Source organism: Bradyrhizobium sp. F1.4.3, from assembly GCF_040548375.1.
Lineage (GTDB): Bacteria > Pseudomonadota > Alphaproteobacteria > Rhizobiales > Xanthobacteraceae > Bradyrhizobium.
Genome location: NZ_JBEPRN010000022.1, coordinates 97,954 through 123,243, shown reverse-complemented (window position 1 = coordinate 123,243; position 25,290 = coordinate 97,954). Strand labels below are relative to the sequence as shown.

The 25,290-nt window shown below is 64.7% G+C and carries 24 protein-coding genes; 9 read left to right on the top strand and 15 right to left on the bottom strand.

Going from position 1 to position 25,290, the window contains the following annotated elements; translation table 11 throughout:
* Positions 1-201 precede the first annotated feature (201 nt).
* On the bottom strand, positions 202-1,647 hold the full coding sequence (locus ABIB73_RS34175) for a TAXI family TRAP transporter solute-binding subunit (RefSeq protein WP_354231463.1): 1,446 nt from the start codon (positions 1,645-1,647) through the stop codon (positions 202-204).
* Positions 1,648-1,798: 151 nt separating this feature from the next.
* Between ABIB73_RS34175 and ABIB73_RS34170 the strand changes: the two genes are divergently transcribed.
* Both ABIB73_RS34170 and ABIB73_RS34165 read left to right on the top strand, forming a co-directional pair.
* Complete coding sequence (locus ABIB73_RS34170; protein WP_354231461.1) at positions 1,799-2,101, top strand: 4a-hydroxytetrahydrobiopterin dehydratase; 303 nt, start codon at positions 1,799-1,801, stop codon at positions 2,099-2,101.
* A gap of 89 nt (positions 2,102-2,190) precedes the next feature.
* Entirely contained in the window at positions 2,191-2,571 is a 381-nt protein-coding gene (locus tag ABIB73_RS34165; RefSeq protein ID WP_354231459.1) for a YkvA family protein, read from the top strand.
* A 161-nt stretch (positions 2,572-2,732) separates the two neighbouring features.
* On the opposite strand, the gene ABIB73_RS34160 is transcribed toward ABIB73_RS34165, so the two are convergent.
* The 3 genes from ABIB73_RS34160 to ABIB73_RS34150 all read right to left on the bottom strand — a co-directional run bounded on the left by ABIB73_RS34160 (position 2,733) and on the right by ABIB73_RS34150 (position 6,169).
* Positions 2,733-3,899 carry a TAXI family TRAP transporter solute-binding subunit gene (locus ABIB73_RS34160; RefSeq protein ID WP_354231457.1) on the bottom strand — a complete coding sequence of 389 codons (1,167 nt, stop codon included), beginning with the start codon at positions 3,897-3,899 and terminating at the stop codon, positions 2,733-2,735.
* Between the two features lie 18 nt (positions 3,900-3,917).
* Positions 3,918-4,751: an SEL1-like repeat protein gene (locus ABIB73_RS34155; protein WP_354231455.1), complete on the bottom strand. Its 834-nt coding sequence runs from the start codon at positions 4,749-4,751 to the stop codon at positions 3,918-3,920.
* Between the two features lie 443 nt (positions 4,752-5,194).
* Positions 5,195-6,169, bottom strand: a complete 975-nt coding sequence (locus ABIB73_RS34150; protein ID WP_354231453.1) for an NADPH:quinone oxidoreductase family protein — start codon at positions 6,167-6,169, stop codon at positions 5,195-5,197.
* A gap of 211 nt (positions 6,170-6,380) precedes the next feature.
* On the opposite strand from ABIB73_RS34150, the gene ABIB73_RS34145 reads away from it, so the two are divergent.
* The 6 genes from ABIB73_RS34145 (at position 6,381) to argG (ending at position 12,494) form a co-directional block, all read left to right on the top strand.
* The gene (locus tag ABIB73_RS34145; protein ID WP_354231451.1) at positions 6,381-7,220 is read left to right on the top strand and encodes an SDR family oxidoreductase; all 840 of its coding nucleotides are present in this window, start codon (positions 6,381-6,383) and stop codon (positions 7,218-7,220) included.
* 125 nt (positions 7,221-7,345) lie between these two features.
* Entirely contained in the window at positions 7,346-7,981 is a 636-nt protein-coding gene (locus ABIB73_RS34140) for an invasion associated locus B family protein (protein ID WP_354231450.1), read from the top strand.
* A 204-nt stretch (positions 7,982-8,185) separates the two neighbouring features.
* Positions 8,186-9,388: a dual-specificity RNA methyltransferase RlmN gene (rlmN, locus tag ABIB73_RS34135; protein ID WP_354231448.1), complete on the top strand. Its 1,203-nt coding sequence runs from the start codon at positions 8,186-8,188 to the stop codon at positions 9,386-9,388.
* A gap of 141 nt (positions 9,389-9,529) precedes the next feature.
* The gene (locus ABIB73_RS34130; RefSeq protein ID WP_354231446.1) at positions 9,530-10,024 is read left to right on the top strand and encodes a hypothetical protein; all 495 of its coding nucleotides are present in this window, start codon (positions 9,530-9,532) and stop codon (positions 10,022-10,024) included.
* A gap of 251 nt (positions 10,025-10,275) precedes the next feature.
* Complete coding sequence (locus ABIB73_RS34125; protein ID WP_354231444.1) at positions 10,276-11,052, top strand: phosphatase PAP2 family protein; 777 nt, start codon at positions 10,276-10,278, stop codon at positions 11,050-11,052.
* A 104-nt stretch (positions 11,053-11,156) separates the two neighbouring features.
* A complete protein-coding gene (argG, locus tag ABIB73_RS34120; RefSeq protein WP_354231442.1) occupies positions 11,157-12,494 on the top strand; it encodes an argininosuccinate synthase in 1,338 nt (445 codons plus the stop codon).
* Positions 12,495-12,699: 205 nt separating this feature from the next.
* Here the strand turns inward: argG and ABIB73_RS34115 are convergent, their stop codons facing one another.
* The 10 genes from ABIB73_RS34115 to ABIB73_RS34070 all read right to left on the bottom strand — a co-directional run bounded on the left by ABIB73_RS34115 (position 12,700) and on the right by ABIB73_RS34070 (position 23,786).
* Positions 12,700-14,820: an OmpA family protein gene (locus ABIB73_RS34115; RefSeq protein WP_354231440.1), complete on the bottom strand. Its 2,121-nt coding sequence runs from the start codon at positions 14,818-14,820 to the stop codon at positions 12,700-12,702.
* Positions 14,821-15,005: 185 nt separating this feature from the next.
* Positions 15,006-15,248 (bottom strand): hypothetical protein, encoded by a 243-nt coding sequence (locus tag ABIB73_RS34110; RefSeq protein WP_354231473.1) that lies wholly within the window; start codon positions 15,246-15,248, stop codon positions 15,006-15,008.
* 72 nt (positions 15,249-15,320) lie between these two features.
* Positions 15,321-15,707, bottom strand: coding sequence for a VOC family protein (locus tag ABIB73_RS34105; RefSeq protein WP_354231438.1), 387 nt, complete (start codon positions 15,705-15,707; stop codon positions 15,321-15,323).
* A 24-nt stretch (positions 15,708-15,731) separates the two neighbouring features.
* Entirely contained in the window at positions 15,732-16,556 is an 825-nt protein-coding gene (locus tag ABIB73_RS34100; RefSeq protein ID WP_354231436.1) for an FkbM family methyltransferase, read from the bottom strand.
* Between the two features lie 118 nt (positions 16,557-16,674).
* Positions 16,675-18,828, bottom strand: coding sequence for a hybrid sensor histidine kinase/response regulator family protein (locus ABIB73_RS34095; RefSeq protein WP_354231434.1), 2,154 nt, complete (start codon positions 18,826-18,828; stop codon positions 16,675-16,677).
* A 190-nt stretch (positions 18,829-19,018) separates the two neighbouring features.
* A complete protein-coding gene (locus ABIB73_RS34090) occupies positions 19,019-19,801 on the bottom strand; it encodes a succinate dehydrogenase iron-sulfur subunit (protein WP_354231432.1) in 783 nt (260 codons plus the stop codon).
* A 25-nt stretch (positions 19,802-19,826) separates the two neighbouring features.
* Positions 19,827-21,662, bottom strand: coding sequence for a succinate dehydrogenase flavoprotein subunit (sdhA, locus tag ABIB73_RS34085; RefSeq protein ID WP_354231430.1), 1,836 nt, complete (start codon positions 21,660-21,662; stop codon positions 19,827-19,829).
* Between the two features lie 3 nt (positions 21,663-21,665).
* A complete protein-coding gene (gene sdhD, locus ABIB73_RS34080; protein WP_354231428.1) occupies positions 21,666-22,070 on the bottom strand; it encodes a succinate dehydrogenase, hydrophobic membrane anchor protein in 405 nt (134 codons plus the stop codon).
* A complete protein-coding gene (sdhC, locus tag ABIB73_RS34075) occupies positions 22,067-22,465 on the bottom strand; it encodes a succinate dehydrogenase, cytochrome b556 subunit (protein WP_354231426.1) in 399 nt (132 codons plus the stop codon). Before sdhC ends, sdhD begins: the two co-directional genes overlap by 4 nt.
* 415 nt (positions 22,466-22,880) lie before the next feature.
* Positions 22,881-23,786: a LysR family transcriptional regulator gene (locus tag ABIB73_RS34070; RefSeq protein WP_354231424.1), complete on the bottom strand. Its 906-nt coding sequence runs from the start codon at positions 23,784-23,786 to the stop codon at positions 22,881-22,883.
* A 106-nt stretch (positions 23,787-23,892) separates the two neighbouring features.
* Between ABIB73_RS34070 and ABIB73_RS34065 the strand changes: the two genes are divergently transcribed.
* Positions 23,893-24,753, top strand: coding sequence for a sulfite exporter TauE/SafE family protein (locus ABIB73_RS34065; protein WP_354231471.1), 861 nt, complete (start codon positions 23,893-23,895; stop codon positions 24,751-24,753).
* Here ABIB73_RS34065 and ABIB73_RS34060 read toward each other — a convergent pair.
* Positions 24,750-25,259, bottom strand: a complete 510-nt coding sequence (locus tag ABIB73_RS34060) for a hypothetical protein (RefSeq protein ID WP_354231422.1) — start codon at positions 25,257-25,259, stop codon at positions 24,750-24,752. The genes ABIB73_RS34065 and ABIB73_RS34060 overlap by 4 nt on opposite strands.
* Positions 25,260-25,290 lie beyond the last annotated feature (31 nt).

Genomic DNA, 25,290 nt, shown 5'->3' with positions numbered 1-25,290 from the left:
CCTCCCGCCAATCCATCATCGCCAGAGAATCACATTCCACCAGCATTCGGACAGATTTACCTGGCACGCTGCCAAAAAAATCACACGCTCTGAGGAGCCCGCACAGCGGGCGTCTCGAAGGATGGCCGCGGGCAAGCCGGGCCTTCATGGTTCGAGACGCGCGTTCCGCGCTCCTCACCATGAGGGTCTTGTCGCAAGCGCTTATGCGTTGCCGGCGGCCCGGAATTGCGCGCCGGCGCGTTGCAGGTTCTGCGGCATGCTGAACAGCACGGCCTTGCGGTCGGCAACCGCGGCATGGAACTGGTCGAGCGCGATGTTGAAGGCCGTGAGTGCGCCATCCTCGATCGCGCCGTGATCGAAGCAGCGCAGCGTGTCGCGCAGGATCTCGTCGGCCTCGGCCTGCATCTGGTCGAGCTCCTCGGTCGTCTCGCTCTTCCGCGCCGCGGCGATCATGTCGAGCAGGCGTTCGCGCAGATGGCTGTTGTTGTCCCGCTCGTCCTTCTTCAGATAGCCCGCGAACCAGGCGCCGATCGAGCCCATGGCCGAGAGCGCCATCAGGGTCCACCAGATGTAATCGCTGTACTTGTCGAGGAAGGTCTTTTCCTCGCCGTCGACGAAGGCCGCAGCACCCGGATGCACGGGGATCACGGCATCCTTGTCGGTGTCGGGCGTTTCGATCTTCGCGGCCAGCGGGAATTCCGCCACCAGTTGCTGGCGGACGGCGAAGAGCTGCCGCGTGAACGCCGCGACGGTGGTCTCCGACAGGCCTTTGCGCGCCACGATGTGGTGCGAGAAGCTGATCGTCTTGACCTCGTCATCGGGACGATCGGGCGAGCCTCCATAGGTGCCGGCGGGAATTTCCGCCGCATCATAGACCGGATGATTCTGCGCGATCGCATCCGCGGAATCGATGGCGAGGAAGGTCGGTGTGCCACCGTCCTTGGCGGAGGCGGCGATCGCGTCCGACGTGATCTTGCTGTTGACTGGCCCTGCGGCGAGATAGGCGTCGACCTTCTGGGCGCGGATCGCTTCTGCGGCTTCGTTGGCCGGGAATTGCACGATCTCGACCTTGGCGGGATCGACGCCATATTGCTGGAGGATCACCTTGAGCAGGTTGACGTTGGCAGGCGTGCGACCGACCACGCCAACGCGATGGCCGGCAAGCTGCGCGATCTTGGTGATCTTCGCGCCTTTCTTCTTGCCCTTGCCGGGTACGGACCACAGCACGACGACGTTCTTGCGGAGAGTAGCGACGGCTTGCGCGTTTTTGGGCACGTCGAGATCGCCGCGCACGATGGCGAGATCCGCCTTGCCCTCCGCGAGCAGATTGGCGCTGGCGGTGGCGCCCTCGGTCTGGATCTGGCGCAGCCGCACGGAGGCCTTGCTCTGTGCGAAGGCCTGCGTCAGCGCCTGCACCACTTTGACGTCGTCGCTGTTGGCGGGACCGACCGCGATCTTCAGCGTCACCGGCCGCATCGCGAAATAGTAACCGCCGGCAAGCGCACCGACGATCGCGAGCACCAGCGCCAGAGACACGAGCGCGGTCTTCCGCGCCGCGGATCGCGGCGAAGGCGGAGAGGGCGTTTCGGCCAGGTCCAATCCCCCGGTCATCGATCTCCCAAACAGGCGCTTCAGGCTCAGTTTCATCTTGGCCGGCGATTTACGCCCGTAAGTGTAGCAAATTTCTTGTCCGGCGGGGTTACATCTCCGTCATGGTTAGCGGATGGAGGAAATCCCGGATGAACCCGGGCCTATGCAGGGTGTTAGGGTAAAGTTCCCCTGAAGGACGGAGGCGATCATGGCAGAGCGGTTATCGGCGGAGGCGCGCAAGCAGGCGTTGGGCGGGATACCGGGCTGGACCGAGATTCAAGGCCGCGACGCCATCGGGAAGACCTTTGTCTTCAAGGATTTCAATGAGGCCTTCGGCTTCATGACCCGCGCGGCGCTGGTCGCCGAGAAGATGGATCACCACCCCGAATGGCGCAACGTCTACAAGACGGTGGAGGTGGTGCTGTCGACCCATGACGCCGGCGGCGTCACAAAGCTCGATATTGAACTCGCCAGGTCGATGAACGCCATCGCCAAGCTGACACCAGGCTGACGTCTTGCAGGGACCGGCAGCATCCCCATCTTGTGATCGGGATCGGATGCGGCCATCGGCCGCGCCGGGCGGAACGGGAGTTTTCGAACATGGCTGCCGAACACAGCGTCGGCTTCGAGCCGGCCGATCGGCTCGCTGAGAATCGCGAGAGCGTGCGTCGTCGCTTCTGGCGCAAGCTGAAGCGCGTCGCCGCGCATCTGCCGTTCGCGGAAGATTTGCTCGCCGCCTATTACTGCGCGTTCGATCGGCAGACGCCGCGCCATGTCCAGGCGTCGCTGCTCGGCGCAATCGCCTATTTCATCCTGCCGTTCGACTTCATCCCCGACGTGATGCCGATCCTTGGCTTCACCGATGACGCCGCCGTGCTCGCCACCGCCCTTCGCATGGTCGCCAGCCACATCACGACCGAGCATCGCGAAGCCGCCCGCGCCGCACTCAAGCGCGGCGTGGATGAGGCGGAGGCTGTGTAGGAGGGGCGGGTTCAGCCGCGCACATTGCTGTCATTCCCCGCGAAGGCAGGGAATCCAGTACGCCGCGGCTTCTCGGCTCAATCATTGCTGCCTCTGGATACTGGATCGCCCGGTCAAGGCCGGGCGATGACGGCTGAGCGTGTGGACAGCAATCGCGCAAGCTACTTCTTCTCCGGCCCCGCCTGCGCCCGCGCCTTCTCTGCGTCCCACGCCTGGAATTGCCTGAACAGTGTTTCCTTGTCCGCGTCGGATACCTTCGCGGCCGAGGGGCTCTGCTTCAGGAATGCCTCGAAGCGTTGCCGTGTCACCGGCTCGACACCGTGCCGGTCGAGCCATTGCTGCGCCACCGGCAATCTGTTCCAGCCCGCCAGGGGCGCCGCGAGCGAAACCTCCTTCCACTTGGGATGGAAGGGCGGATTCTGAAGCGCCGGGAATTTCATGAAGAACGCGTCCACGAACAGTGCAAGCTTGCGGTAACGCTCGGTGTTGGGCGCCCAGTTGTAGGCCGCGAGCACTGCCGGCACCGCGATGGTGTCCACGCTCTCGCCGTCCTTGATCAGGTTCGGATAGTCCTTGGCGGTCAGCGTCGCCGGCAGATAGTCGTTCTGGAGCGGCTTTGCATAATCCACGCGTGCGAGGTGGAAGCGGCCGTCATTGCCGAAGGTCGAGACCGATTTGTACGGTTTGCCGCCGACCACGATCACGGCGTCGATCTCGCCGGCCTTCAGCTTCTCCATCGCGATCCGTTGCTCGACATAGACGAATTTCGCCTTGATCCCGAGCCGCTCGAACACGGTGAGCGCGGTGACGAAGGTGCCGCCATTCGGCAGGTCGACGCTCACCGTCTTGCCTTCGAGATCCTTGAGCGTCGCGACCGATTTCGGTGCGATCACCTGCATCTCTTCGTTGTAGAGCTTGGTCACATAAGTGAACTGCCGCTTGATGTCTTTCGCAAAGCCCTTGCGTTCGAGATAATCCAGCGTATCGGCCCGCACCACGCCGAGATCGACGCCCTGCAGGAACAGGATGTCGGCAACGCTCTGCACCGAGCCGCGGCCGACAATCGGCAGCACGCGGATCTTGTTGCCGTCATCGAGCACCGAGGCGAGATCGGCGCCGAACTGCACATAGGTGCCGCCGATCGTGCCGGTGATCAGCGTGACGGTGTTGGCGTTCAGCGCCTGCTTGGTCGAGGTCGAGCCGAACTGGAAGATGGCCCTCAGGCTGTCCGAGACCTTGGTCGGATCATATTCGGTCTGCTCGGCGCGTGCCGCGCAGGCACAGATCGTCATGATGGCGGCGAGCGCCATTCCGAAAGCGTTACGCATGATGTCCCCTGATGAGTTCTAGTTCGAGAGCTGAGCGAGGCGCTGTCGCGCCTCCGCCGATCCGAGCGCCGCGGCCTGCTGGTACCAGTTACGTGCGGCCGCCACGTCGGCGATGACGCTCCGCGTGTCCCTGGTGCCGAGCACCGCCGGATCATAGGTCTGCGCCAGCAGAAGTGTTGCCGTCGCATCCTTCGCATTGGCCGCGCGTTCAAGCAGCAGGCGCGCCGCGGCGATGTCGCCGACGCCGATCAGGCTATTCGCGCGTGTCATCAACCCCGCCAGCGTGTCGGCGTCGAGCGCGCTCGCAGGCAGAGGCAGCACGGGTTGCACGGCGACGGGCGCGGGCGCCTGGGCTTGCAGCGCAATCTGGTAGGCGGTCGCGATTGCTTCGCGGCTTGGCGTCGACGGCGCAGGCAGGTCCTGCGTGTCGGCGCTCGCCAGCATCGTGCTGGTCACGCGCATGGGATCCTTGAGCGGGATCTGTCGTGCAACCGGCGGACTGACCTGAGCCGCTGATTGGTCAGGAGCGGCGCCCGTCGAGCCACCGGCATTGGCGGCGACGAGGCTGCGAAGATCGGACTGAAACAGCGCGCCCAAAATCGCCAGGGTGGAGACCGCCAGAACGGCGGCGAGAATGCGCGGGACGATTCTCGCTCCGGGACGCAAGTCCCGCGGCGCAAAGTCCTGTGGATCCGGCGCACCGAGCGGGTCGGACAGGAAGAGTGGAATTGGATCGTCCTGTGAACGGTCGGCGCGCGTACGGATATAGGACGCGGCGGCCGAATGCGATACGGCTCGATCGGAGTCAAGCGCCCTCGACTCCCTGGACGGACGGTAAGCCGTCGTCTCCATGGTGATGCTCCCCATTACTGACGCAACGCAGGGGCCTTCCCGGCTTCAGTCTTCTTGTTGTTGTCCAGAAGCGCCCCGCAAACTGGAACCGGTAAATCGCAGTTTGAATCAGCCCAAAAAGCGACGGCGATTTGCCCGAATCGGGAGATATTTGGGTTTAATTGTGGCGAGGCGGGGGAATGCACCGCAATTTTGACAGCAATGGTTGAGGACGTCTTGAAGATTCGGCGACATGCGGTTCCACCGCAAAAAGCGAGTTAGCCGCGCTGCCTGCCCAACACTCCGCTGTCATGCCGCGGCTTGACCTGGGCATCCAGTACGCCGTGGCCTTTCGGTCAAGTTACTGCCGTCTCTGGAATACTGGTCGCCCGGTCAAGCCGGGCGACGATAGTTGAGTGTGTGACGCGCAGCGTCGCGACGACGTCGCTCCGCGCGTCACTGTATCACGGATGCAAAATCACCTTGCCCATCGCCTGACGCCCAGCGAGCACCTTTAGCGCATCCGCGGTCTGCGCCAGCGGGAAGGTGCGATCGACATGGGAAGAGATCTTTCCTTCCGCGGTCCACTTCACGAGCTTCTCCAGATTGGCGCGGTTCTTGGCGGGGTTGAGCCGGGTCCAGGCGCCCCAGAATACGCCGCGGATGTCGCAGCCTTTCAGCAGCGCAAGGTTCAGAGGCATCTTCGGAATGTCGCCGGCGGCAAAGCCGATCACGAGGAAGCGGCCTTCCCAGGCGATCGAGCGCAGCGCCTGCTCGGCATAGGCGCCGCCCACGGGATCGAAGATGATGTCGACGCCCTTGCCGCCGGTGAGCTTGCGCAGGCCTTCCTTCAAATCTTCCTTGCCGTAGTTCAGCGTCAGCTCGGCGCCATGCGCTTTCGCGAACTCAAGCTTTTCGTCTGATGAGGCACAGGCTATCACCTTCAGGCCCATCAGCTTGCCGAGCTCGCAGGCGGCGAGACCCGTGCCACCGGCCGCGCCGAGCACCGCGAGTGTCTCGCCCGGCTTCGGGCTCGCGCGATCCTCCAGCGCATGCAGCGCGGTGCCGTAGATGATGATGATGCCGGCCGCGCGATCATAATCGAGATTGTCGGGAATCTTCACGATCGATGCCGCCGGCAGCGCGATCTTCTCGCGCGCGCCATTATGGCCGCAGGACGCGACCACGCGATCGCCGACCTTCAGGTCGGTGACGCCGGGGCCGATGCTCTCGATCACACCCGCGACTTCTGCAGCCGGCGAGAACGGAAACTGCGGCTTGATCTGGTACTTCCCCTGAATCATCAGGATGTCGAAGAAATTCAGCGCCGCGGCCTTGATCGCGATAACGGCTTCGCCGGGACCCGCCACCGGATCCGGCACATCGGCGAGCACGAGATCGTCGGGCTGGCAATATTGCGAGCAGAGGATGGCTTTCATGGCGACACCTTCTTGAGAAGTACTGGGCGTTTCGAGGCAGAATTATAGTTTGGCTGTTTCTGCCGGATTTAGCGACGGGCCACAATCCGGTTTCTGCATAAGAGAGCCCCAGCTAATTCCGTGGCGCGAACACTGGATTGCTTCACTTCGCTCGCAATGACGATGTTATCCTCCACGCAACAACGCGAATTGCGACGGGAGGATTCAAACGATGTTTGAAACAGGTCTGCTCAGGAACAAGCGCATCCTCGTCACCGGCGGCGGCTCCGGCCTCGGCGCCGCGATGGGGCGCCGCTTCCTCGCGCTCGGCGCTGAGCTCATGATCTGCGGTCGCAAGCTCGACCGATTGGAGACGACAGCAGCCGAGATGCGCGAAGAGACCCGCGGCAAAGTCACCACCATTGCTTGCGACATCCGCGACGGCGCAGCCGTCGACAGCATGATGGATGCGATCTGGCGCGAGGCGCCGCTCGACATTCTCGTCAACAATGCTGCCGCGACTTTCATCGCGCAGAGTGAGCATCTGTCGTTCCGTGCGGCAGATGCGATCCTGGCGCCGACGCTGCATGGCGCGATGTATTGCACGCTCGCGGCCGGCCAGCGCTGGATCGAGGGCGGGCACAAAGGCGTCGTGCTCTCGATCCTCTCGACCTCGACCATCACCGGCCGCGCCTTCACCATCCCATCGGCGATGGCGAAATCGGCGGTGCTGGCGATGACCAAAAGTCTTGCGGTGGAGTGGGGCCCGAAGGGCATCCGCACCGTCGCGATTGCGCCGGGGCCATTTCCGACCGCCGGCGCGTCGGGGCAACTGCGCCCGGAGGGCCGCGATGAAGGCTGGACCGCGCGCAATCCGCTTGGCCGCACCGGCGAGCATGGCGAACTCGCCGATCTCGCCAGCTTCCTGGTCTCGGACCGCGCCGGCTACATCAATGGCGAGATGGTGGTGATCGACGGCGGCGCGCATTTGCGCAGTTCCGGCGCCGAGGACCTGCTGCGCTGGACCGAGGCGCAATGGGCCGAGCAGCGCGCCGCACGCGCCAAAAGCTAGTCGAGGGCTAACCGTATCGCCCCGCTAACTGCCTTCCCAAATTGGGCTTTCCCGGCTATCCCTGCCCGGGGACAAAACGCGGCCGGGCCATCTTCCAGTCACAATATTGAGGGAACCACTCCAGCATGTGGCGGGCGCTATTTTTGGCTTTGATGATTGGTGTGGCGGCGTGGGGAATCAGTGATTCCGCACGGGCGCAGACAGCGCAACCGGCGCCGAAGGCCGCGGCAAAACCGGCCGCTCCGGCCGCGAAGACGGCGGCAAAGCCGGAGAGCAAACCGGCGGCCGTTCCCGCAGCAGTTGCGGGCGGCGCCGAGCCGACCCTGATCGGCCAGTTCGGCACCTGGGGCGCCTATTCGGCGGCGCCAAACGGCAAGAAAGTCTGCTTTGCACTGGCCAAGCCCTCGTCGTCCAGGACCAATCCGCCGAACAGGCCCCGTGACCCCGCCTATGCCTTCGTCTCGACCCGGCCGGCGGAGAAGGTCAACAACGAGGTCTCGGTCATGATCGGCTACGCACTGAAGCCGGGCTCGGAATCGTCGGTCGAGGTCGGCGGCGCCGCCTTCGCGATGTACACGCAGGGCGACGGACTCTGGATCAAGAACGCGGCCGAGGAGGAGCGGATGGTCGAGGCCATGCGCAAATCCGCCGATCTCGTGGTCAAGGGGGTCTCGGCCAAGGGGACGGAGACGACCGACACCTTCTCGCTGAAGGGCCTCGCCCAGGCGCTGGACCGGATCTCGCAGGATTGCAGGCGCTAAGGCCGTAGGATTAAGCCTTTAAGGCTAAGCAACAGCCACGGTCGCAATCGGCGGTTCCGGTTGCTATATAGGGGTTATCCCAAAGGTGCAGCCGTCATGGCCGGGCTTGTCCCGGCCATCCACGCGCTGGCTACAGGCGTAAAAGAACGTGGATGCCCGGGACCAGCCCGGGCATGACAAGACAGCAGCAATCTCAGGCAACCAATGCAACCGACGACCGAGCCGCACAACGCAACATTGGTGGAGAAAACTCCACTCGAGGTCTATGTGCCGCCGGCCAAACCGTCGCTGATCGGCCTGTCGCGCGGCGAGCTTGCCGATCGCCTCGGCGAGATTGGCGTTCAGCCTTCGCAGCGCAAGATGCGGGTGCAGCAGCTGTGGCACTGGATGTATTTCCGCGGCGCCCAGAATTTCGACGAGATGACCTCGGTCTCGAAGGGCATTCGTGGTGATCTCGCACAGCATTTCACCGTCGACCGGCCGGAAGTCGTGGCCGAGCAGATCTCCAGCGACGGCACCCGCAAATGGCTGCTGCGGCTGCCGAGCGGCGACAATGTCGAGAAGGCGCATGAAGTCGAGTGCGTCTACATCCCCGAGACCGATCGCGGTACGCTGTGCGTCTCCTCGCAGGTCGGTTGCACCCTGAACTGCTCGTTCTGCCACACCGGCACGCAACGCCTGGTGCGCAACCTCACCGCCGGCGAGATCGTCGGCCAGGTGATGGTGGCGCGTGATCGCCTGAACGACTGGGCCGATCGCGAGGACGGTACGCGCCGCGTCACCAACATCGTGATGATGGGCATGGGCGAGCCGCTCTACAATTTCGACGCGGTGCGCGATGCGCTTCTCATCGTCGGCGACAATGAAGGCATCGGCATCTCCCGCCGCCGCATCACGCTGTCGACCTCGGGCGTGGTGCCGAACATCATCCGCGCCGGTGACGAGATCGGCGTGATGCTTGCGATCTCCTTGCATGCCGTGCGCGACGAATTGCGCAACGAGCTCGTGCCGCTCAACCGTAAATATCCGATCAAGGAACTGTTGCAGGCCTGCCGCGACTATCCCGGTGCGTCGAATGCGCGCCGCATCACCTTCGAATATGTGATGCTCAAGGGCGTCAATGATTCGCTCGACGATGCAAAATTGCTGGTGAAAATGCTCAAGGGCATCCACGCCAAGATCAATTTGATTCCGTTCAATCCATGGCCCGGCACGGCCTATGAATGCTCGGACTGGGACCAGATCGAAAAGTTCTCCGAATATATCTTCAACGCCGGCTATTCCTCGCCGGTGCGCACCCCGCGCGGCCGTGACATTCTCGCCGCCTGCGGCCAGCTCAAGTCGGAGACCGAAAAGCTCAGCGCACGCGAGCGCCAGGCGCTGCGTGCGATGGCGATGACGGATTGATGCGATTGAGATCGTCATGCCCGGCCCTGTGCCGGGCATCCACGTGTTTCCCCGGAACACGACGTGCGTGGATGGCCGGGACGAGCCCGGCCATGACGGAGAGAGCTGGTTGATGCGTGTTTTCGAAGACGGATCTGCCCGATGGCACTGATCGGCCGCCTCATCGTCATCTTCATCGGCTTCCTCGCCGCCTGTTTCGTCGGCGGGATGATCGTCGTCGGTGCGCTGTTGTTTCCGGAATTCTCCGATCTCGGTGCGGGTCCTGTCGATCAAGGCGCGATCGACATCCTGTTCGGCTTCGGCTTCATCTTTGTCTCCGGCTTTGCGCTGGTGCCGGCGATGGTGATCGCCGCGATCACCGAGGCGCTCTATATCCGCAGCGCGCTCGCTTATGCCGTCGGCGGCGGCCTCGTCGGGCTCGCCTGCTATCTCGGCCTCGTTCCCTTTCACTCCGACACGTTGCAGTTCGAAGGCATCGTGCGGCGTCATCTCGAGATCATGACCGGTGCGGGCATCGTCTCCGGCGTCGTCTACTGGCTGATCGCCGGTCGCAACGCCGGCGCATGGCGCCAGCCGCCGCCCCCGCGCAAACCGCCGCCCCCGTTGCCGTTGCAGTCGCGGCCCGATGCGCCGTGACAATGCTTTCGTTAGAGTGACGCGCCACATCATCAGTGTCGTCCCGGCGAAGGCCGGGACCCATAACCACGGGGAGTGGTTTTTGCGCGGGCGGGCAACCACGAGTCTTCGTCAAATTCCTCCCTGTGGTCGTGGGTCCCGGATCTGCGCTGCACTTGTCCGGGACGACGCCGTGGAAGCAATTCGTTGCCGGCTGCGACGGCTGGATTCCGGGGTTTTCATCCCCGCTTCACTCCGCTAAACCGCGCGCCATGAACCGTACCGGACTCTTCATCGCCCTGGCGCTGTGGCTCGTGATCGGCGTCGTCTTCGGCCTCTATCCCGAACTCGATCTCAAGCTCGCTTCGCTGTTCTTCGATCCCGACACCAAAACCTTTCCGCTCAAGCTGAACGGTTATGCCGGCTTCGCGCGCGATGCGGCGATGTGGATTTCGTGGGCGCTCGCGCTGCCCTCGCTGATTGCTCTCGTGGTCAAGTTGTTCCGGCCCGACCGGCCGCTGATGGTGTCGGGACGCGCGATCATCTTCCTGCTGGTGACGCTGACGCTCTCGGCGGGCGTGCTCACCAACCTCACCTTCAAGACCTATTGGGGTCGGCCACGTCCGGTGGTGGTGACCGAATTCGCCGGCGATCAGCAATTCGTGCCGTGGTGGGACCCGCGCGGCGACTGCGCGCGAAACTGCTCGTTCTTCTCGGGCGAGGGCGCGACCGCGTTCTGGACGCTGGCGCCGGCCGCGCTGGCGCCGCCGGCGTGGCGGCCGGTCGCTTATGCCGGGGCCGTGGTGTTCGGCATCGTGACCAGCGGACTTCGGATGGCCTTCGGCGGCCACTTCTTCACCGATGTCTCGATCGCCGGTCTGGTCAGCTTTCTCGTCATCTGGCTGGCCTACGCCATGATCTACCGCTGGCCGCGGACCCGGTTCTCGGATGAAGCCGTCGACGCAGCTCTGACCCGGCTGGCCTGGCCGGGCTACCGGCTCCGACAGCGGTGGCTGGGGCAGGAAACCGGCCCCGCACCGTCCGTGTGAGTCTGCCCGGCGCCATTAAACGCGTGCCCCGGACCCCAAAATTTGATATTCGCGCGGTCAAACCACCACCGCCATCAGCCCTTTGAGACCCGATTGGAAGCCTCATGACCACGATCCTGAAAAGCCTGCCCAAGGGTGAGAAAGTCGGCATCGCTTTTTCGGGCGGGCTCGACACCAGCGCGGCGCTGCTCTGGATGAAGCAGAAGGGCGCGCGCTGCTACGCCTATACCGCAAATCTCGGCCAGCCGGACGAAGCCGACTACAACGAGATCCCGCGCAAGGCGATGGATTTTGGCGCGGAGAAAGCGCTGCTCGTCGACTGCCGCATGCAGCTGGTCCACGAAGGCATCGCCGCGATCCAGTCGGGCGCCTTCCACATTTCGACCGGCGGCATCACCTATTTCAACACCACGCCGCTCGGGCGCGCGGTGACCGGCACGATGCTGGTTGCGGCGATGAAGGAAGACGGCGTCAACATCTGGGGCGACGGCTCGACCTTCAAGGGCAACGACATCGAGCGCTTCTACCGCTACGGTCTTTTGACCAATCCGTCCTTGCGCATCTACAAGCCCTGGCTCGACCAGCAGTTCATCGACGAGCTCGGTGGCCGCGCCGAAATGTCGGCGTTCATGACCGCCCAGGGTTTTGCCTACAAGATGAGCGCCGAGAAGGCGTATTCGACCGACAGCAATCTGCTCGGCGCCACCCATGAGGCCAAGGATCTCGAGAGCCTCGACAGCGGCATCAAGATCGTCAACCCGATCATGGGCGTGCCGTTCTGGCGCGACGACTGCAACGTCAAGGCCGAAAAGGTCGTCGTGCGTTTCGAGGAAGGCCAGCCCACGGCGCTCAACGGCCAGACCTTTAGCGATCCCGTTGCGCTGTTCCTCGAAGCCAATGCCATCGGCGGCCGCCACGGCCTCGGCATGAGCGACCAGATCGAGAACCGCATCATCGAAGCCAAGAGCCGCGGTATCTACGAGGCGCCCGGCATGGCGCTGCTGCACATCGCCTATGAGCGCCTCGTCACCGGCATTCACAACGAGGACACCATCGAGCAATACCGCATCAGCGGCATGCGTCTCGGCCGTCTGCTGTATCAAGGCCGCTGGTTCGACTCGCAGGCGTTGATGCTGCGTGAGACCGCACAGCGCTGGGTGGCGCGCGCCATCACCGGCGAGGTGACGCTCGAGCTGCGCCGCGGCAACGATTACTCGATTCTGAACACGGAAAGCCCCAACCTCACCTATGCGCCGGAGCGGCTCAGCATGGAGAAGGTCGAAGACGCCGCCTTCACGCCGGCCGACCGCATCGGCCAGCTGACGATGCGCAATCTCGATATCGCCGACACGCGTACGAAGCTGAAGCTCTATACCGACACTGGCCTGCTCTCGGGCAACGAAGGCTCGCAGATCTTCCGGCTCGAGAACGACAAGGGATAATGGGTCTGTTCGTGTCCCGGACGCGATGCAACGCGAAGCGGTGCGTCGCAGAGCCGGGACCCAGAATCTCAATCCAATGGCGCCGATAGTTTGTGGGCCCCGGCTCAGCAGCGCATCGCTACGCGCTGCGCTGCGCCCGGGGCACGAGAGCAAAACAAAAATGGCCGGGATCGCTCCCGGCCATTTTGCATTCGTGGGTGTTGCCTCAGCGCGGCGGCGCGGTGCCGGGCGGAGGCGGCGGCAGCGAGGCCTGGCCGCCATTGAGCAGCGGCGTGATGCGGCGCACAGTGACGCGCCGGTTGATCCGGCTCGGCCCGTCCGTCTGCTCCTTCAGGTACTGCCTGCCATAGCCCTGCGACGTCAGGTTCTCCGCCGGCACGCCGAACTGCTGGGTCAGCAATTCGGCCGCGGACTGCGCACGGCGGTCCGACAATGACAAATTATCGACATCGTTGCCGACCGCGTCGGTGTGTCCCTCGATCAGGAACACCTCGCGCGGGTTGCGCTGGATCGCCCGGTTGAGACCGTCAGCAATCCCTTGCAGCCGAGCCGCCTGGTCCGGTGGGATGGTCCACGATCCCGTCTCGAAATTGATCGTGTTGACGTCGATGCTCGGCATCTGCATCCGAACATTGGGGCTGTAGCGGATCTCGTCGAGCGAGTAGCGGCGTTCGATCCGTTGGACCGGCGGTGCCTCCATGGTCTCGTAGATCACGTCCGGCGTCGCATCCGCGGAGTCGACGATGTAGCGATCGTAGGGAATGTTGACGACCGGCGGCGGTACGTCGACATAGAAGCCGCCGACCGCCCGCGGATCGCGGTAGCTATTGTCGATGATGACGAGCTCGCGGCCGCCAGGGTCTCTGCGGACTCGCCGTAGCAACTGACCGTCCGCACCGACCACGGTGATCACCTCGCTGCCGTCGGGACGGATCACGACGGTGCGGGTTTCGCCGCCGACGGTCTCGGTGCGGATGTCGCGGGCGCCGTAGCGGAAGCGATAGAGATCGTTGCCGCGGACGTATTCCTGCCCACCCGGGTCGCGGATGATGATGCGGTCCGGCTCGGTGTAGACGGTGCGGCCGCCTTCGACGACCTCCTGCCGCTGGTTGCGGTAGTCGGCGATGGTCGCACCGATCACCGCACCGGCCACCACGCCGGCGCCGATCGCGAGCGGCGTCAGGTCACGCTGCGGCGGGCGCGGCGGTGGCGGCAGGGGCGTAGTGGTCGTAGGCGCGGCGCGGAAGGCCGGAGTGACCGTCGGCGGCGCGTATTGCGCCCTGTTGGGCGGTGGCGTGGCCGCAGCCGAACCAGGGACGACAGATGGCGCCACAGCGCCAACGGGAGGCGTCGGCCGGGCCGGGCCGCCGGCTTGCGGTGACGCTGGCGGCGTTCCGGCAGCAGGCGCGCCCGCAGGCGGCGTTCCACCCTGACGTCCGGGAGGCGGGGTTATCGCGCCGCCGGGAGCCGGCGTTGCCGTCGGAGCAGGGGCTGCACCTGGAGCCGGTTTTCCGGCAGCCGGGGGAGCGCCTGGACGTCCGGGTGGCGTGGTGCCCGGAGCCGGCGTTGCCGTCGGAGCAGGGGTTGCACCCGGAGCCGGTGTTCCTGCAGCCGGGGGAGCGCCGGGACGTCCGGGTGGCGTGCTGCCCGGAGCCGGCGTTGCGGACGGCGCGGGTGTGGTTGTCGGGGCCGGAGGCGTCGCCGGGCGAGCCGCCGGTGCGGCAGGTGTCGGAGCGGGCGTCGCCGTCGGCGCAGGCCGTGCCGCAGGGGCCGCTGACGGCGGCGTTGCTGCCGCAGGCGGAGGTGTCGGCGGGGCAGCCGGACGCGCCGGTGCTGCCGCGGGCGGCGTCGGCGGCGGTGTCGGTGCATGCTGCTGTGGGGCCGCAGCCGGAGGCGGTGGTGTCGGTGCGTGCTGCTGCGGAGCCGCAGCCGGCGGCGGCGTCGGAGCCTTGGGCGCAGCAGGTGCTGGTGGAGGCGGCGGAGGTGTCTGATGGGTTGCGGGTGGCGGCGGCGGTGGCGTCGGACGTGACGGCGCAGCAGCCGGCGGCGGCGCGGCGGGAGGATGCGGCGGTGCTGCCGCCGGCGGCGGTGCGGTCGGGCGTGCCGGCGCGGCAGGCGGAGGCGGCGCTGTCGGGTGCGCGGCGGGCGGCGGTCCCTTCGGCTGCTCCTTTGGAGGCTGCTTCGGTTTTCCGTCAGGGCCCGTCTCTTCTTTCTGGGCCTGCGCGACCACAAGGGGCGGCGCGCTTTGCGCATGCGATGCGGTGCTTGCGAATTGTATCGCGGTCATAGCCGTCGTGGCGAGCAGCACGAAACGAAGGTTGGTCATGGTGGTGAACTTCCCCGGAAGGTTCTTGACGAAGTTTTTGGATGAACAGCTACGCATTGGGCCGCATTGTGGCGGGCGAAGAGGTCGCAGCCCGATTTATTTCCAGATGCAAATCACGTCACGATAGCGACGTTCATTGCGCATTCAGATGCAGGTTGCAATCGCCTCACATGTGATCGTTCGCCTCATGTGTGATCCCGCAGCGGACTTGCATCCGTCGCAGGATTTGGCGCGAGCGACCCGTTCGGTCCGCGCGATGGAATCTCTTCAGGCATACGGCCCGGCAATTCGTCCGGCCGCGGTGGCGCGCCTGGCTCGCGTACCGGCGGCGTAATTTCAGGCTGCGGATTGCCCGGCGGAATTCCCGGCGGCGGTTCGGTCGGAGTCCCCGGTGTTGCCGGCGGAATCTCGGGCGGTTCGATCGGCATCGGCATCATCGAGATCAGTTGTCGAGAGAACGACAACGATGATGTCGCGCCGATGTTCCGCGTCACGTCGTCCTATTCGGGCGCGTGGCAGACGGCCTCGATGTTGTGGCCATCGGGATCGCGCACGAAGGCGCCATAATAGTTCGAGTGATAATGCGCGCGGATGCCGGGCGGCCCGTTGTCGCGGCCGCCTGCGGCCATCGCCGCTTTGTAGAAGGCATCGACCGTGGCGCGATCCTTCGCCAGGATTGCGACATGCACGGGCTTGTTCATCGCGCCTTCGCCGCCGATCCAGAAATCCGGCTTGCCATCGGCGCCGAAGCCTGCAGCGGGATCGTGGCCGGTCTGCTCGGCCGCGACCTCCATGATCAGGCTGTAGCCGAGCGGCGCCAGCGCCTTGCTGTAGAACGTTTTCGCGCGCTCATAGTCGGAGACGGAGAAGCCCATATGATCGATCATCATAACCTCCGTTGTTCGTACTTGTCAGCGTGACAGGAACGTATTGCTCCGTGTCTTGCGGGCGATCGCGAAGCCGCGCGCAACCATGTCAGCAATACAATCGTCCCGCCATTCGTTTTGTGACAGATGCTCGATGACGACTGCACGCGGCCACAGCGATTGCTGCGCATCGCGGAAGAAGCCGATCAGCACGCGGTCTTCAAAGCCCTCGACGTCAATCTTGAGCGCATCGACTTGCGTGACGCCGGCCTCGTCGAGAATGCGCGTCAGCAGCAACGACGGCACCTTGATCGCATCGGCGCTGGCCGTGCCGGTGACGACGTGAGTAGCACCGAGATTGCCGCCGCCGCTCTCGATCATCAGCTCGCCGTCGCTGTCGCCAGCCGCGGCCTGCACCAGGCGCACCTGCGTCGCTTTCGATGCGGCGTGATTGAAGGAGAGCCGTCCAAAGGTCGTCGGATGCGGCTCGATCGCGACCACCTTGCCCGCGGGCCCGACCTGTCGCGCCATCACCAGCGCAAAAGTGCCGACATTGGCGCCGACGTCAACGAACACGCCGCCCGCGGGCGTGTGCTGGCGCAGGAAGTCGAGCTCGTCGAGATTGTAGTCGGGGTTGAACAGCGCGCCGCGCTCGGTCGCGCTGCCCTGGTGATAAAAGCGGAACGAGGCGCCCTGATATTGCACGTCGACCGGACCGCCGCGCAGCAGATTGACCAGCCGCGACAGCCAGGGACGGAACGCGCCACGCTTCAGCCCCGAGCGTTGCGCGAGGCGAATGATCGTGGCCTGTGCCGCGTTCGGCGTAAACGCGCCGAACGGCACGGATGAAGGGGCGTTGTCGGGCGTCAAACCAAAAGTCCTCGTTGCAAGCGGCGCATGCATAGCCGGTTTTGGTGAGGACTCCAACGTCAGGGCGTTAGAATGTCGCCCGGGTTGCGTTGCGCCCCATCCGGGCTACACCACTGCGCTATTCCGCCGCGCCGTCGCGCACCCGGCGCAGCGGTGCGGCCCGATGGAGCACGCGCGAAATCTCTTCGATCGAATAGGGCTTTTGCACGAGATCGAAGCCGGCGACGCCGTCCTGCGACAGCGCCTCGCTATAGCCGGTCGTCAGCACAACCGGCACGCCGATGCTGCGATCGCGGATCGCGTGTGCGAGATCGAGCCCGGTCATCCCCGGCATCACCACGTCCGAGAACACGACGTCGAAGCGATCCGCGTCCACGACTAGCTCGGCGAGCGCGTCAGTGGCGTTGTCGACCAGCGTGATGCTGTAGCCGAGCTCGGTCAGCCCGTCGGCAGCGAAATTGCCAAGCTCGATATTGTCTTCGACCACCAGAACCGACATGCCGTTGCCGGCGACCGCCGGTGCCGTGTTCGGCGCCTCGCTCCGGGGCAAGAGGTCCGCCGGTACGCGCGGCAGATAGAGGGAGAAGGTGCTGCCCTGGCCGACCTCGCTCGTCACCGTCACCTCGCCGCCGGATTGCCGGGCGAAGCCGAACACCTGCGACAGGCCGAGACCGGTGCCCTGGCCGACCTGCTTGGTGGTGAAGAACGGCTCGAAGATGCGTCCGATCCGGCCTGCGGGGATGCCGATGCCGGTATCGCCGACGGCGATGCTGACGAAGCCATGGTTGCTCGAGAACTGGCTGCCCACAAGATGCGCCAGCGTGTTCGGAACGGTCGTTGCCGTCTGCACGGTGAAGGTGATCCGGCCCTTGCCCTGCATCGCATCGCGCGCATTGGTCGCCATGTTGATCAGCGCCGTCTCGAACTGGCCGGCATCGGCACTGACGAGACAGGGCTCCGCCGGCAGCCGCATGATGATCTCGATCGCCGGTCCGAGCAGCGTCGCCAGCATGTCTTGCAGCGACTGCATCCGCGCGCCGACGTCGAACACCTCCGGCTTCAAGGTTTGGCGCCGCGCAAAGGCCAACAGCTGCGAGGTCAGCTTGGCCGCCCGCGCAACCGCATCCGCGATCGCGGTGATATAGCGTTGCCGCCGCTCCTCGCTCAGTTGCGGCCGGTTCAAGAGATCGACGGAGGCGCGGATCACGGTGAGGAGGTTGTTGAAGTCGTGTGCGACGCCGCCGGTGAGCTGGCCCAGCGCTTCCAGGCGCTGGCTGTGCTTGAGTGCGTCCTCGGCCTCGCGCCGCTTTGCGGCTTCGGCCTGGAGATGCTGGGTGCGCCGGAAGGCGAATGCGAGCAGCAGAAACAGCAGCGCGGTCGCGGGAATGCCGAACACCAGATGCTGGCCCATGGTGGAGAGCCAGCGCGCGCGGATCGCGGAGGTCTCGAGGCCGGCGCTGATATAGATCGGATATTCGGCGACGCGCCGGTAGCCGATGCGGCGTTCGATGCCGTCCGATGGCCAGGCGATGGTGATGAGATCGTGCTCGGGGTGGGTCGCGATCTGCTGGCCGACCGGTCCGTTCGGATCGAGCCGTAGCTCACGGTCGAGCCGCGGAAAATGCGCCAGCAGCACGCCGTCGGTGCGTCCCATCGCGAAGAAGCTGCCGGGATCGGAGCCGATCCTGGCGTAGAAGCTCTCGAAATACTCCGGCAGGACAGAAGCCTGGATCACGCCGATGAAGCTGCCGTCGTCGGAGTCGCGGCGTCGGCTCATGCCGAAGAAGCGCGCACCCTGATAGGGTGCGCGCGGCGTCAGCGAGGCGCCGATGAAGGTGCCGATGGTCTGGTCGACATGGGCATAGAAGTAATCGCGGTCCGCAAAGCTCAGCTCCGGCGGCGGTGAGGCGAGGCTGTTGACCAACGCCCTTCCCTCCGCATCGAAAATCCAGGCCGATTTGAGCTGCGGCAGCGAATCGGTCAGCTGCTTCAGGCGCCGGTACAGCACAGGCTCGCGCGAGCGAATGGCGTCGTCGGGGAGCCCGCGCACGACCTCGTTGAGCTCGGCGAGGCTGCGGTCGATGGTTTCGAACACCTTGAGCGCGTGCTCATGCGCGACATCGAGCGTGCGTTCGATCTCGCGGTCGGCGATGTCATTTGTCGAGGCGTAGGAGATCGTCGAGGCAATCGCGAACAGCGCAATCGGCAGCCCCAGGGATGCAGCCATCATCCACTGCAACAGCCTCAGCGAATTGCGTTGCGCGCCCTGCACAGTCGCTCCGGTCCCTGACCGGCGAGCTTACTTGAATTTCGCGCTGGTAAGGAAGTGGCTTATGGCTGGAACCGGAGGTTGCAATGCGCCGATTCGCGCGTCGGGCGGGACGGGGGTAAATTCTACCCGAATTCCCGCAGGCCGTAGAATACCCCGGCCGCACGGGCCGGGGACCGCAGCATGAATACGCCTAGATCTGCCGTTCGACCAACTTGAGCTTGAGCTCGGCGATGGCTTCAGCCGGGTTGAGGCCCTTCGGGCAGGCCTTGGCGCAGTTCATGATGGTGTGGCAGCGGTAGAGGCGGAACGGATCCTCGAGATTGTCGAGCCGCTCGCCGGTGGCTTCGTCGCGCGAATCAGACACCCAGCGGTTGGCCTGGAGCAGGGCCGCGGGGCCGAGATAGCGCTCGCTGTTCCACCAATAGCTCGGGCAGGAGGTCGAGCAGCAGGCGCAGAGGATGCACTCGTAGAGGCCGTCGAGCTTCTCGCGGTCTTCGTGGCTCTGGCGCCATTCCTTCTGCGGCGTCGGCGAGGTCGTCTTCAGCCACGGCTCGATCGACGCATACTGCGCGTAGAAATTGGTCAGGTCGGGGACGAGGTCCTTCACCACCGGCTGGTGCGGCAGCGGATTGATCTTCACCGCGCCGTCCTTCACGTCGTGCATCGAGCGGGTGCAGGCGAGCGTGTTCTGACCGTCGATGTTCATGGCGCAGGAGCCGCAGACGCCTTCGCGGCAGGAACGGCGGAAGGTCAGCGACGGATCGATGTGGTTCTTGATCCAGATCAGGCCGTCCAGCACCATCGGACCGCAATCATGGGTGTCGACGTAATAGGTGTCGACGCTCGGATTCTTGCCGTCGTCCGGATTCCAGCGATAGACGCGGAATTCGCGAACTTCTGTCGCGCCCGCGGGCTTCGGCCAGGTCTTGCCGCCGGTGATCCTGGAGTTCTTCGGAAGTGCGAATTCAACCATTTTCGATCAGGCCTTCGCTGTTCGCTCAGTACACCCGCGCCTTCGGCGGGATGTACTGCACGTCGTTGGTCATGGTGTAGTCGTGCACCGGACGGTACTCGATCTTGACCTTGCCGGAATCGTCCAGCCAGGCCAGCGTATGCTTCATCCAGTTCTTGTCGTCGCGCGCGGAAAAGTCTTCGCGGGCATGCGCGCCGCGGCTCTCGGTGCGGTTGGCCGCGGAGTCCATCGTCACCACCGCCTGCGAGATCAGATTGTCGAATTCGAGCGTCTCGACGAGATCGGAATTCCACACCAGCGAGCGGTCGGAGACGGCGATGTCGGAGATGCCGCTGTGGACCTTCTCGATCAAGTTCTGGCCTTCGCTCAGGATATCGCCGGTGCGGAACACCGCGCAATTGTTCTGCATCACGTGCTGCATGCCTTCGCGCAGTTTTGCGGTCGGCGTGCCGCCAGCGGCGTAGCGGTAATGATCGAGGCGGCCGAGCGCGAGCTCGGACGAGTTCGCCGGCAGCTCCGGCTGCTTGGCGTTCGGCGTGAGCTTTTCGGCGAGCCGCAGCGCGGCGGCGCGGCCGAACACCACGAGGTCGATCAGCGAGTTGGAGCCGAGACGGTTGGCGCCGTGCACGGAGACGCAGGCGGCTTCGCCGATCGCCATCAGACCGGGGATGATGGCGTTGTCGTCGCCGTCCTTCTTGGTCAGGACTTCGCCGTGATAGTTCGTGGGGATGCCGCCCATATTGTAGTGCACGGTCGGCACGATCGGGATCGGCTCGCGCGTCACGTCGACATTGGCGAAGATCTTTGCGGATTCGGAGATGCCCGGCAGCCGCTCGGCCAGCACTGCCGGATCGAGATGGTCGAGATGAAGGAAGATGTGGTCCTTCTTCTTGCCGACGCCGCGGCCTTCGCGGATCTCGATGGTCATCGCGCGCGAGACGACGTCGCGCGAGGCGAGGTCCTTGGCCGACGGCGCATAGCGCTCCATGAAGCGCTCGCCCTCGGAGTTGACGAGATAGCCGCCCTCGCCGCGCGCGCCTTCGGTGACGAGACAACCCGAGCCGTAGATGCCGGTCGGATGGAACTGCACGAACTCCATGTCCTGCATCGGCAGGCCGGCGCGCAGCACCATGCCGCCGCCGTCGCCGGTGCAGGTGTGCGCCGAGGTGCAGGAGGCATAGGCGCGGCCATAGCCGCCGGTCGCCAAGATCGTGGTCTGGGCGCGGAAACGATGCAGCGTGCCGTCATCGAGCTTGAGCGCAATGACGCCGCGGCAGGTGCCCTGATCGTCCATGATCAGGTCGATGGCGAAGAACTCGATGAAGAACTCGGCCGCATGACGCAGCGACTGGCCGTACATCGTGTGCAGCATGGCGTGGCCGGTGCGGTCGGCGGCGGCGCAGGTGCGCTGCGCCTGGCCCTTGCCGTAGTCCAGGGTCATGCCGCCGAACGGGCGCTGGTAGATCTTGCCGTCCTCGGTGCGCGAGAACGGAACGCCCCAATGCTCGAGCTCGTAGACCGCCTCGGGCGCGTTGCGCACCATGTATTCGATCGCGTCCTGGTCGCCGAGCCAGTCCGACCCCTTCACGGTGTCGTACATGTGCCAGCGCCAGTCGTCCTTGTGCATGTTGCCGAGGGAAGCCGAGATGCCGCCCTGGGCCGCGACCGTGTGCGAGCGGGTTGGAAACACTTTTGTGATGCAGGCGGTGCGCAGGCCGGCTTCGCTGCAGCCGACCACGGCGCGCAGGCCCGCGCCGCCGGCGCCGACCACGACGACGTCATAGGTGTGGTCTTCGATCGGGTAGGCTTTTCCGTTGGTGGCGGGAGCGCCGTCGCCCTTGCCATTCGTTGTGGCAGCCATGGGTTACACTCCGGATGAAAGCTTCAGAATCGCATAGGTCGAGGCAAGTGCCACGGCGATCGCGAAGAAATTGTTGAGCATGATCGAGACGAGCTTCAGCTTCTCGTTATGGACGTAGTCCTCGATCACGACCTGCATGCCGATCTTCATGTGCCAGGCGCTGGCGACGATGAAGAGCAGCAGGAGCACCGCGATCGGCAGCGAACCGAGGATCTGCGCGGCACCGGCCTGGTTGCGGCCGAGCAGCATCATGATGATCACGATCACGGGGATCATCAGCAGCGTCATCGCCACGGCCGTGATGCGCTGGCGCAAGAAATCGGATGTGCCGGAATGCGCCGCGCCGAGATTGCGGACGCGGCCAAGCGGTGTGCGCATGCTGCGCTTCGGCGTGTCGGCTGTGCTCATCGTCCGCCTCCGATCGCGTAGGCGATGATCCAGATCAGCACCGTCAGCACGATGCCGCCGATCAGCGCCCCCCAGGTCAGCGCTTCGCGTTCATTGGCCTTGAAGCCGTAGCCGAGGTCCCACACGAAGTGCCGGATGCCGCTCAACATATGGTGCATCAGCGCCCAAGTGTAGCCGAACACGATCAGGCGCCCGATGATGCTGCCGGTGAAGGCCTGGACGTTGGCATAGGCGGCCGGGCCGGAGGCCGCCGCGACCAGCCACCAGACCAGCAGCAGGGTTCCGACATAAAGGGCGATACCGGTGGCGCGATGGACGATGGACAGAGCCATCGTCAGCGTCCAGCGGTAGACTTGCATGTGTGGTGAAAGCGGTCGTTCGATCCGTGCGGTCATGGGCTTTGATGTCTGATGGCGGCCCAGCAGGGGGCGCGCGGGGATCGCGAAAGGTCGGTTCTATTTACGGAGTCGATTCCGCCTGCGCAATCTCCAAATCGCCATAAATCGAACCGGCGTTCAGCGCTATGGCGTTGATGAACCAAGCCCAATTAGAGGCTTGGTATACCAGGGCGTTGGCGCATCGACCAAAGATTGAATATAAATTCTTTCTTTTGTGTACGCGCCCGGGACGTTGAAATTACTATTGGAACGCCTCTAAGCGATCGCGGATCGTTGGCAGTTCGAACTGGTCAGTTCATGCCGGCTCGGCGTGCTCGCTTCACCATCGAGACGTCTCGAATTGCCGTTCGCCGGTCCGGTTTTGCAGCGGGCGGCGGATATGCATCTCCTGCATCCCACCCCGCCACCAAGATCACCGGCTGAGCGGATCGCTCCCGCGCCATCGTTCGATCAGGAAGTCGATGAAAGCGCGAATCTTCGCGGACCCCAGACGCGACGGCTGATAGAGGGCGTGGAGCGGCGCCGGCGCCGGCTCGTGCTCGCGCAACAGACGCCGCAGGCGCCCCTCGGCTAGCTGTCTCTCCACCTGCCATGACGGCACGCGGACGACGCCGGCGCCCGCCTCTGCTGCCGTGACGAGCGCATCGAGGCTGTTGACCCAAAGCCGTCCCGAGAGGCGGATCCTCGATCCGTTCTTCGCGTCGCGGCCGAATCGCCAGGTCGCAACGCCGGGTGCGTCGGAGAAAACCAGGCAATCGTGCTGCGCCAGATCGGATGGGATTTTTGGCTCGCCACGGTGCGCGAGGTAGTCGGGCGAGGCGCAGTGAATCATCTGCACCTCGGCGAGTTTTCGCATCAAAAGCTGCGAGTCCGGAACGCGCCCGACCCGAAGCGCCAAATGAACGTCCTCTTCGATCAGGTCGACAGTGCGATCAACCAGCAGCAGGTCGACGGCGAGCGATGGATGGGCGCGCAGGAAATCGCCCAGCAGCGGCGCGATCAGCAAACGTCCCATCAATGTCGGCGCACTGACGCGCAGGCGCCCCGTCGGCTCCAGGCGGTTCCCCGCCAACGCCTCCTCGATCTCCCTGACCTCGTCGAGAATCGATTTTGCACGTTCGTAGAGAATGCGTCCGTCTTCCGTGAGCGCCAGCTGCCGCGTCGTACGCACGAGCAGCCGTGTGCCGAAGTGCTGCTCCAGCGCGGAAATCTGCCGGCTCACCGACGTCAGCGAACTCGGCAATGCCCGCGCCGCCGCGGAGAGGCTGCCGGCATCCACAGCCCGGACAAAGGTCGCCATCGCCGCGAGCTGGTCCATGCCACCCTTCCGTATTTCGCAAGATAGTCCGCCTAGCTTCGCCCATAGTCGCAGAATGTGAAAGGGTTTATGTAACGGCGCAAATGCGAACCGGGCGCTGGACGTACTGATGGCAGGTCTCGATATCTCCGAACTCGTGGAGCTCGCGCTGCTGCTGATCGCAGTCGGTGCACTGTCCGGATTCCTGGCCGGCGTGTTCGGCATCGGCGGCGGTGCGATCCTCGTGCCGGTGTTTTACGAATGCTTCCGCGTCGCCGGCGTGCCGCTCGAGGTGCGCATGCCGCTTTGCGTCGGCACTTCGCTTGCGGTGATCATCCCGACCTCGATCCGTTCGTTTCAGGCGCACTACAAGCGCGGCGCGGTCGACATGTCGATCTTGCGCGTCTGGTGGCTTCCGATCCTGATCGGCGTCGTCGCCGGCAGCGTGGCCGCGCGCTACGCGCCGGAGCGGCTGTTCAAGATCGTCTTCGTCTGCGTCGCCTATTCAGCGGCGGTGCGGCTGATCTTCGCGCGCGAAACCTGGAAGCTTGGCGACGATATGCCGAAGGGCCCGATGATGCGCGTCTACGGCTTCTGCGTCGGCATCTTGTCGACGCTGATGGGCATCGGCGGCGGATTGTTCTCGAACCTGCTGATGACGTTTTACGGGCGTCCAATCCATCAGGCGGTCGCGACCTCGTCGGCGCTCGCGGTGCTGATCTCGATCCCCGGCGCGCTCGGCTACATCTATGCCGGTTGGCCGGCCGCGGCGACCTTTCCCCGCGTCGCGGCGCTGCAAGTCCCGTTCGCGCTCGGTTACGTCTCGCTGATCGGCGCCGTGCTGGTGATGCCGATGAGTCTCGTCACCGCACCGCTCGGCGTGAGGGCCGCGCACGCGATGTCGAAGCGGACGCTGGAGACCGCGTTCGGCTGCTATCTCTTCATTGTCGGCAGCCGGTTTGTGATAAGCCTCGTGGGCGGACACTAGTTGATCGGCCCGTCCTTCAATCGCACTTCGCTGTGACGCCACATGCGAATATCGCCGATTCCCTCGATGCGGTCGGCGTCGGAGAGCATCTTCAATCGGGCCGCGATGATTTCGCTGGTTATAGGTAATCCAGCTTGTTTGAATTGCATCTCCGCGAGAACCGCTATCGCGGCGGTCTTTTTCCAGCGCGCCGTCAGGAGCGAGAAAATGACCTCGTCCAGCTGCTGCTCGGTCACTGACGACGGGAGCTGCACGTCGGCCCATGCGAGCTCACTATTAACTGTCGGTTCCTCCCAGCCGGCTTCGGGAGGCTCCAGATCCGGGTGCTGTTCGTAAATTGGTACGAGCAGGTTGTCATCCAGAGCGCCGACGATGGCGTCAAGCCAGTCTCCGAGCTCGATCCGCTTGGCCTTGCCAAGTGCTGCGATGGCCATTCGAGCCTGGTCGAGGGCCTCGCAAGCATCAAGAAGATGATCGTTGATCCGAATGGCCTGCTCGCGTTTCATGCGTCCCCCAGTCCGGCGCAATTGCGTCCCT

What these genes read in the sequence shown, in the direction of transcription:
- ABIB73_RS34175 (WP_354231463.1), bottom strand. Translation starts at nt 1,647, where the DNA reads ATGAAACTGAGCCTGAAGCGCCTGTTTGGGAGATCGATGACCGGGGGA.
- ABIB73_RS34170 (WP_354231461.1), top strand. Translation starts at nt 1,799, where the DNA reads ATGGCAGAGCGGTTATCGGCGGAGGCGCGCAAGCAGGCGTTGGGCGGG.
- ABIB73_RS34165 (WP_354231459.1), top strand. Translation starts at nt 2,191, where the DNA reads ATGGCTGCCGAACACAGCGTCGGCTTCGAGCCGGCCGATCGGCTCGCT.
- ABIB73_RS34160 (WP_354231457.1), bottom strand. Translation starts at nt 3,899, where the DNA reads ATGCGTAACGCTTTCGGAATGGCGCTCGCCGCCATCATGACGATCTGT.
- ABIB73_RS34155 (WP_354231455.1), bottom strand. Translation starts at nt 4,751, where the DNA reads ATGGAGACGACGGCTTACCGTCCGTCCAGGGAGTCGAGGGCGCTTGAC.
- ABIB73_RS34150 (WP_354231453.1), bottom strand. Translation starts at nt 6,169, where the DNA reads ATGAAAGCCATCCTCTGCTCGCAATATTGCCAGCCCGACGATCTCGTG.
- ABIB73_RS34145 (WP_354231451.1), top strand. Translation starts at nt 6,381, where the DNA reads ATGTTTGAAACAGGTCTGCTCAGGAACAAGCGCATCCTCGTCACCGGC.
- ABIB73_RS34140 (WP_354231450.1), top strand. Translation starts at nt 7,346, where the DNA reads ATGTGGCGGGCGCTATTTTTGGCTTTGATGATTGGTGTGGCGGCGTGG.
- rlmN (WP_354231448.1), top strand. Translation starts at nt 8,186, where the DNA reads ATGCAACCGACGACCGAGCCGCACAACGCAACATTGGTGGAGAAAACT.
- ABIB73_RS34130 (WP_354231446.1), top strand. Translation starts at nt 9,530, where the DNA reads ATGGCACTGATCGGCCGCCTCATCGTCATCTTCATCGGCTTCCTCGCC.
- ABIB73_RS34125 (WP_354231444.1), top strand. Translation starts at nt 10,276, where the DNA reads ATGAACCGTACCGGACTCTTCATCGCCCTGGCGCTGTGGCTCGTGATC.
- argG (WP_354231442.1), top strand. Translation starts at nt 11,157, where the DNA reads ATGACCACGATCCTGAAAAGCCTGCCCAAGGGTGAGAAAGTCGGCATC.
- ABIB73_RS34115 (WP_354231440.1), bottom strand. Translation starts at nt 14,820, where the DNA reads ATGACCAACCTTCGTTTCGTGCTGCTCGCCACGACGGCTATGACCGCG.
- ABIB73_RS34110 (WP_354231473.1), bottom strand. Translation starts at nt 15,248, where the DNA reads ATGCCGATCGAACCGCCCGAGATTCCGCCGGCAACACCGGGGACTCCG.
- ABIB73_RS34105 (WP_354231438.1), bottom strand. Translation starts at nt 15,707, where the DNA reads ATGATCGATCATATGGGCTTCTCCGTCTCCGACTATGAGCGCGCGAAA.
- ABIB73_RS34090 (WP_354231432.1), bottom strand. Translation starts at nt 19,801, where the DNA reads ATGGTTGAATTCGCACTTCCGAAGAACTCCAGGATCACCGGCGGCAAG.
- sdhA (WP_354231430.1), bottom strand. Translation starts at nt 21,662, where the DNA reads ATGGCTGCCACAACGAATGGCAAGGGCGACGGCGCTCCCGCCACCAAC.
- sdhD (WP_354231428.1), bottom strand. Translation starts at nt 22,070, where the DNA reads ATGAGCACAGCCGACACGCCGAAGCGCAGCATGCGCACACCGCTTGGC.
- sdhC (WP_354231426.1), bottom strand. Translation starts at nt 22,465, where the DNA reads ATGACCGCACGGATCGAACGACCGCTTTCACCACACATGCAAGTCTAC.
- ABIB73_RS34070 (WP_354231424.1), bottom strand. Translation starts at nt 23,786, where the DNA reads ATGGACCAGCTCGCGGCGATGGCGACCTTTGTCCGGGCTGTGGATGCC.
- ABIB73_RS34060 (WP_354231422.1), bottom strand. Translation starts at nt 25,259, where the DNA reads ATGAAACGCGAGCAGGCCATTCGGATCAACGATCATCTTCTTGATGCT.